This is a genomic window from Corallococcus sicarius (assembly GCF_003611735.1).
GTDB classification, from domain to species: domain Bacteria; phylum Myxococcota; class Myxococcia; order Myxococcales; family Myxococcaceae; genus Corallococcus; species Corallococcus sicarius.
In genome coordinates this window covers 1-6,350 of record NZ_RAWG01000434.1, presented here as the reverse complement: position 1 = coordinate 6,350, position 6,350 = coordinate 1, and the positions used below count along the sequence as shown (strand labels likewise).

Below are 6,350 nucleotides of genomic sequence, written 5' to 3'. Positions count from 1 at the left end.
GGGCCTGCCGCCGGAGCGGCACCCGCGGGGGCTCCCGGAGGACGGGGCGCGCCACCAGGGCCCGCCAGCGGAGCGGCACCCGCGGGGGCTCCCGGAGGACGGGGCGCGCCACCAGGGCCCGCCAGCGGAGCGGCACCCGCGGGGGCACCGGGAGGACGAGGCGCGGCACCGGGGCCCGCCATGGGCGCTGCGCCGGCAGGGGCTCCCGGAGGACGAGGAGCAGCACCCGGGCCTGCCGCCGGAGCCGTACCCGCAGGGGCTCCCGGAGGTCGAGGCGCGCCACCAGGACCTGCCGTCGGAGCCGTACCCGCAGGAGCTCCGGCAGGCCGGGGCGCGCCACCAGGACCCGCAACGGGCGCTCCAGGGCCGGCGGTGGGCGTTCCAGGATGCGCGGGCGCGGCGGGTCTGGCGGCCACGGGTGCCGGACCTCCGGCGGTGGACCCTGGCGGCGCTCCTGGCGCGGCGGGCCTCGCGGCCTGCGGAGGCGTGGCGGCCGTGGCTCCAGCGGCCGTGGGCCCCTGCGTGCGCGAGGCCGACGCGAACGACACCCCGTTCAGCTCCTTGAGCAGGAAGGCGAGGCGCAGCAGGTGGTCGGCGTCCTGCGGGACGTCCTGGAGGAGTTGTCCCAGCGAGCGCACCCCGTCGATGAACGCGAGCGCGCGCACCTCGTGCGGCGTCAGGCGCAGGTCACTGGCCGCCACCCGGCCCCCGGACTTCATGATGGGCAGCGGGAGCACCGGGGCCAGCCGCCGCTTGAGGTCCGACGTCGGGATGCGGCGCACCTGGTCGCTGAGCACGGCCCAGCGGTTGCCCAGCGGCATCGCCTTCTGCGAGGGCAGGTCGCGCACCTCGAAGGTGAAGGTGCCGGACTCGGCACGCAGCACCCGGGCCAGGATCGCCCCTCCCCGCTGCGCGAGCTGCGTGAAGGCCGTCGCCGGCTGGAGGATGCCCAGGCCGAAGAGCGCCGCGAGCAGGTCTCCACCAAAGCGTTCGCGCGAGCCCTCCGCCTGCTGGAGCTGCTCCGCCGTCAGCAGCCGGGCCGTCATCAGCGACACGCCGAGCGAATCCTCCGCGTGCGACGAGTCCACGAACTCCGGATTGCCCTTGCGGAAGTGGACCCACAGCGTGCGGTCCGGCAGTCCGAGCGTCAGCAGGCCCGTGTGCTCGCCCGCGGCGATGCGTCCGTAGAGCTGCACCGGGGAGTACTGCTGGAGCTGGCCCTGCGGCGGCACGACGTTGGTCCCGTCGTCCAACACCGCCTGCGCGGCCTGCGGCACCTGGTCCACCGGACGGGCCTGCGCGGGCGGAGGACCGACCACGGGCGCCCCCGGACGGGGTGGCGCGCCGGGGCCCGCCACCTGCGTGGCGATGGGACGCCCCGACGCATCAACGCCCGCGCGGACCGCCGGTGCCGGGGCCCGCATCGCGCCGGGACCGGCCGTGGGCGGAGGCCCCGCCGGACGCGCTGCGTTCACGGCACCGGGGCCTGGACCCGCCACGGGCGCGGCGACGGGAGCCGAGGGGCCGGGCGGAGGCGGGGCTCCGGACGCGGACTGCTGGAGCGACGCGGGCGCGCCGTCCCCCCACAGCTCGCGGGGGAACGCGTCGCGCACCTCGGGGAAGCGCCACGGGAAGGCGAACTGCAGGCCGTCGTTGGAGACCTGGATCCTGCCCTGGATGGCGCCGCTGTCGATGAGCAGCTCGATGGTAGGCGCGGTCAGGGGCCCCCACGTGGTGCCCCGATCGTTGCGGACCCAGTACTGCCGGACCTCACCCTCCGCCATGTGCCGTCCTGCTCCCAATCCCGCGCCTTCCGGGGTGACGAAATTTAACCGCCGCGCCCACGAAGGTCCAAGCCAACGCGCCCTCCAGGGACTCCAAAGCCCATGGGGCGTGTCGAATCACGGCGTGGCGCCCTCGAGCGCCGCCAGGCCCACGTTGGCCAGGCAGGCCGCGTCGGCCTGCTGCTCGGCCGGCGGGTCGAAGCAGTACACCTCGCTGTCGAACACCTTGCACATGCCCGCCGGGGTGCGCGAGCACGCCACCTTGCCGTAGGCCGTGGTGCAGTTGTAGCCGCACACCGGGCCCGTCTCGCTCAGCTTGCACTGCGGCGCCGGCAGGCCCTTGCCCCACGCGCAGAGCGCCGCGGGCGTCGGGTCGAAGCAGGTGACGGTGCCGTTCTGGGCCTTGCACACGCCCGCGGGCGTCTTCGCGCAGCGCACGCCCTCGGAGGCGTTCACGCAGTTGAAGCCGCACGCCAGCTGCATCCCGTTGCTGACGCACTGGGCGCGCGGCACCTGCTTGCCGTACACCGCGAACACCGCGGCCGGCGGGTCGAAGCACGTCACGTTGCCGCTCTGGCTCCGGCACACGCCCGCGGGCGTCTTCGCGCACTTCACCTGGCCGAAGTCGGTGACGCAGCCGTAGCCGCAGCCCACCACCCCGTCGATGGTCTTGCACTCCGACTCCGGCAGACCCGCGCCGTAGGCCTTCACCACGTAGGCCGGCGGGTCGAAGCAGACGGCCTGCCCGTCGATGACGGAACACTTCCCCTGGAGCGTCTGCGCGCACCGCACCCGCTGTCCATCCGACTTGCACGCATAGCCACAGGACACGTGCCCGTCGATGGAGCGGCACGTGGCGGTGGACGCGTCCGGCGTCGAGGGCGGCGCGGCCAGCGTCAGCGCCAGCACGGTCATCAGGGTCGCGAGCATGACCGCATTGACCCCCAAGCTTCAGCGCGACGCAAGCAACCGGCCAGGACGGCGCGCCGCCAGGGTGATAAGCGGGCGCCACCCGCTGGGAGGCGGGCCCTGCGTGGACCTGGAAGTCAGCGCGTTGAAGCTGGGGTTGCTCTGCCTCGCCGCGTTGAGCGCGGGCTTCGTGGATGCCATCGCGGGAGGCGGCGGGCTCATCACGTTGCCCGCGCTGCTGACGGCCGGCCTGCCCACCCACGTCGCGCTGGGCACCAACAAGGGCCAATCCGTGTTCGGCTCCGGGGCGGCGCTCGTCCGCTTCGCCCGGGCGGGGCTGGTGGACAAGAAGCTCGCGCAGGTGACGTTCCCCTTCGGCCTGCTGGGCGCGCTGGGCGGCGCGGCGCTGGTGCTGCTCTTGAGCCCGGAGGTCCTCAAGCCGCTGGTGCTGGTGCTGCTCGTCGCGGTGGCGGTGTTCCTCGCCTTCCGTCGCGCGCCGCCCCGGCAGGACGGCGTGGAGCCCTCGCCCCGGCCCCGCGCGCAGGCCATCGGCGCGCTCATCGCGCTGGCCATCGGCACCTATGACGGCTTCTTCGGCCCGGGCACGGGCACCTTCCTCATCGTGGCGTTCTCGTCGCTCTTGGGCCACGGGCTGGCGCGGGCGTCCGCGGACGCCAAGGTGGTGAACTTCGCGTCCAACCTGGCGTCCATGACGCTCTTCGCGGTCCGGGGCGTGGTGCTGTGGAAGGTGGCGCTGCCCATGGCCGCCGCGCAGTTCACCGGCGCGTGGCTGGGCGCGCACGTGGCGGTGAAGGGCGGCGACCGGCTGGTGCGCATCGTCGTGCTCTGCGTCGTGGCCGCGCTGGTGCTCAAGCTGGGGCGCGACGTGTGGTTCAACTGGTCGGAGGCGTAGGCGGGCCCGCGCTCAGCCGATGTGCACGAGCAGCGCGTGGCCGCGCTTCGCCACGGCGGCGGTGAACTTCCGCAGCTCCACGAAGTAGGAGATCAGCTCCTCCAGCGGATCCACGTCCTCCGCCGGCTCCTCCTCTTCCCAGGTGCCGGGGTAGATGTCCTCCGCCTGGAGCGTCGCGGGGTTGAACCGCTGGCGCAGCGTGGCCTCCGGCACCGTCTTCAGCGCCTCGGCCAGGGCCTTCACCTCGGCGGGGGGGAACACGCGCGCGGTGCCCTCGTCGGACGGGATGTCGCCCACGTCCTCGCCGCCGCGCACCAGGAAGTCCAGCGGCGGGGTGCCCTCCCACGCCGTGCCGGTGAGCAGGAACTGGAGGCCGTGCCACGCCTCGCCAATGTCCAGCTCCAGGAACGCCGCGCCCTTCGCGTCGCCGAAGTCCTCCTCATCCTCCAGGAAGGCCTCCAACCGGCGAGGGGCCTCGCGCAGGGCCAGACGCTGCGCCTCGGTGGTACTGCGCAGCGTGCAGAGCATGTCCATGGGGCTACTCCACCACGACGAGCTTCGCGTTGTTCTCCACGGGGGTGCCTTCCTTGGCGAACACCTCCGTCACCTTGCCGGCCTTGGGGCTCTTGAGCTCGTTCTCCATCTTCATGGCCTCCACGACCACGAGCCCCTGGCCCTCCGTCACCTCGTCGCCCACCTTGACCAGCACCTTCACCACCTTGCCGGGCATGGGCGCCAGGATGACCTGCCGGCCTTCGACGGTGAACCCGCCGGCCGCCGCGCGCATCCGCAGCCGGCGCTCGTCCGCCACGTCCGTGCGGTTCACCTGCCCGCGCACGAGCGTGCCGATCTCATCGCCGTTCTCCTCGAACTCGATGTTGTACGACTGGCCGTCCACCAGCAGGGACAGCGAGCCGTGCTCCAGCGACAGCGCGTCCACCTGGAACGTCTTGCCATTCAACGTGAGCCGGTAGCGGCCCTGGCCCTGGGACTCCAGGTCCACCGGCACCGCTTCCTTCTGGCCCTGCTGCTTCGTGAAGTAACGCATTGAAGAGGTCCTTCCGGGGGCTTGCGGCAGGAAGACAATCAGCGGCGACGGTTCTTCAGCGCCAGACGCCACGGGCTGATGCGGCCGGTGCCTCCGGCGCCCGCGCCCGAGGGCAGCGTCTTCGCGCGCTTCTGGTCGCGCTGGAAGGCGTGCAGCGTGCTCGCGAGCATCGCCACCTCGCTCAGCTGCGGATCCTCGTCGCCGAGCAGCGTCGGGTGCTCGCGGGTGAGGAAGCTGGTGTCGTAGTCGCCGCCCACGAACTCCGGGTGCGACAGGATGCCGTGCAGGTAGCGGATGTTGGTGGTGATGCCCTTCACCACGTACTCGGACAGCGCACGCTTCGCCCGCGCGATGGCCTCCGCGCACGTGGGCGCCCACACGGACAGCTTGGAGATCATCGGGTCGTAGAAGTTGGGGACCGTGAAGCCCCCGAACACGCCCGAGTCATCCCGCACGTTCGGTCCGCCCGGCACGCGCAGGTGGGTAATCTTTCCGGGGCTGGGCATGAAGTTGCGCGCGGGGTCCTCCGCGTACACGCGCACTTCGATGGAGTGGCCGCGCGGCTCGGGGGCCTCGAAGAGGGGCAGCTTCTCCCCTTCCGCGGCGCGGATCTGCATGGCCACGAGGTCCAGGCCCGTGACCCACTCCGTCACCGGGTGCTCCACCTGGAGGCGGGTGTTCATCTCCAGGAAGTAGAAGTTGCGGTGCACGTCCACCAGGAACTCCACCGTCCCGGCGCCCACGTAGTTGACGGCCTTGGCCGCCTTCACCGCGACCTCGCCCATCTTCGCGCGCAGCTCCGGCGTGAGGATGGGGCTGGGCGTCTCCTCCACCACCTTCTGGTGGCGGCGCTGCGCGGAGCACTCGCGCTCGTTCAAGTGGACGGTGTTGCCGTACTGGTCGGCGAAGACCTGGATCTCGACGTGGTGTGGCTTCTCCAGGTACTTCTCGATGTAGACCGAGTCGTTGCCGAAGGAGCTCATCGCCTCGCTCTTGGCGCTTCTCCACGCGGAGTCGAAGTCGTGCAGGCCCTCCACCCGGCGCATGCCCTTGCCACCGCCGCCGCCTGCGGCCTTGAGCATGATGGGGAAGCCGATCTGCTGCGCGTACTCGCGCGCTTCCTCGGGCGTCTTGATGGGTTCGGTGGAGCCGGGGACGACGGGCACGCCGGCCTGGATCATGTTGGCGCGCGCGCGGGTCTTCTCGCCCATGGCGTCCATGGCGGCGGCGGGCGGACCGATGAAGATGATGCCGGCCTTCTCGCAGGCGCGCACGAAGGACGCGTTCTCGGAGAGGAAGCCGTAGCCGGGGTGGATGGCGTCCGCGCCGGACTGCTTCGCGACCTCCAGGATGCGCTCCTGCACGAGGTAGCTCTCACGCGAGGGCGGGGGCCCTACGAGATAAGCCTGGTCGGCGGTGCGGACGTGGAGCGCGGAGCGGTCTGCTTCGGAGAACACCGCCACCGTCGCGATGCCGAGCTCCTTGCAGGTGCGCATTACCCGGATGGCGATCTCGCCGCGATTGGCGACGAGCACTTTGCGGATCTTGGGCATGGGCGCCCCTGTAGCATGGGGCGCCCCTGTTTGGCCTGCCCTACTTGCGGAGGTTCAGGTACTGGGCCATCAGCTGCTTGGCCTGGGCCAGCTTCGCTTCCACGAAGCGGTCATCCTCGTCCGGCTCCGGGGGCTGGGGCGGG

Annotated in this window: 6 protein-coding genes; 1 reads left to right on the top strand and 5 read right to left on the bottom strand. The window is 72.1% G+C overall.

All coding sequences use genetic code 11. From position 1 onward, the window contains the following. Both D7X12_RS37945 and D7X12_RS37940 read right to left on the bottom strand, forming a co-directional pair. A partial coding sequence (locus D7X12_RS37945) for a DUF4388 domain-containing protein (protein WP_120630056.1) occupies nucleotides 1-1,784 on the bottom strand: 1,784 nt, incomplete at its 3' end. Nucleotides 1,785-1,901: 117 nt separating this feature from the next. Further along, nucleotides 1,902-2,714: a hypothetical protein gene (locus tag D7X12_RS37940; protein WP_120630055.1), complete on the bottom strand. Its 813-nt coding sequence runs from the start codon at nucleotides 2,712-2,714 to the stop codon at nucleotides 1,902-1,904. Between the two features lie 103 nt (nucleotides 2,715-2,817). On the opposite strand from D7X12_RS37940, the gene D7X12_RS37935 reads away from it, so the two are divergent. Further along, the gene (locus D7X12_RS37935; RefSeq protein ID WP_120630054.1) at nucleotides 2,818-3,606 is read left to right on the top strand and encodes a TSUP family transporter; all 789 of its coding nucleotides are present in this window, start codon (nucleotides 2,818-2,820) and stop codon (nucleotides 3,604-3,606) included. A 12-nt stretch (nucleotides 3,607-3,618) separates the two neighbouring features. Here D7X12_RS37935 and D7X12_RS37930 read toward each other — a convergent pair whose 3' ends face one another. The 3 genes from D7X12_RS37930 to D7X12_RS37920 are packed head-to-tail and all read right to left on the bottom strand — an operon-like array spanning nucleotide 3,619 to nucleotide 6,207. Further along, the gene (locus D7X12_RS37930) at nucleotides 3,619-4,140 is read right to left on the bottom strand and encodes a YfbM family protein (RefSeq protein ID WP_120630053.1); all 522 of its coding nucleotides are present in this window, start codon (nucleotides 4,138-4,140) and stop codon (nucleotides 3,619-3,621) included. A gap of 4 nt (nucleotides 4,141-4,144) precedes the next feature. Next, a complete protein-coding gene (locus D7X12_RS45215; RefSeq protein ID WP_120630052.1) occupies nucleotides 4,145-4,654 on the bottom strand; it encodes an acyl-CoA carboxylase biotin carboxyl carrier protein subunit in 510 nt (169 codons plus the stop codon). 38 nt (nucleotides 4,655-4,692) lie between these two features. Further along, on the bottom strand, nucleotides 4,693-6,207 hold the full coding sequence (locus tag D7X12_RS37920; protein ID WP_120630051.1) for an acetyl-CoA carboxylase biotin carboxylase subunit: 1,515 nt from the start codon (nucleotides 6,205-6,207) through the stop codon (nucleotides 4,693-4,695). Nucleotides 6,208-6,350: the final 143 nt, after the last annotated feature.

Excerpts from the sequence above, each read along its gene's own strand:
- D7X12_RS37940 (WP_120630055.1), bottom strand. The coding sequence starts at position 2,714 with ATGCTCGCGACCCTGATGACCGTGCTGGCGCTGACGCTGGCCGCGCCG.
- D7X12_RS37920 (WP_120630051.1), bottom strand. The coding sequence starts at position 6,207 with ATGCCCAAGATCCGCAAAGTGCTCGTCGCCAATCGCGGCGAGATCGCC.
- D7X12_RS45215 (WP_120630052.1), bottom strand. The coding sequence starts at position 4,654 with ATGCGTTACTTCACGAAGCAGCAGGGCCAGAAGGAAGCGGTGCCGGTG.
- D7X12_RS37930 (WP_120630053.1), bottom strand. The coding sequence starts at position 4,140 with ATGGACATGCTCTGCACGCTGCGCAGTACCACCGAGGCGCAGCGTCTG.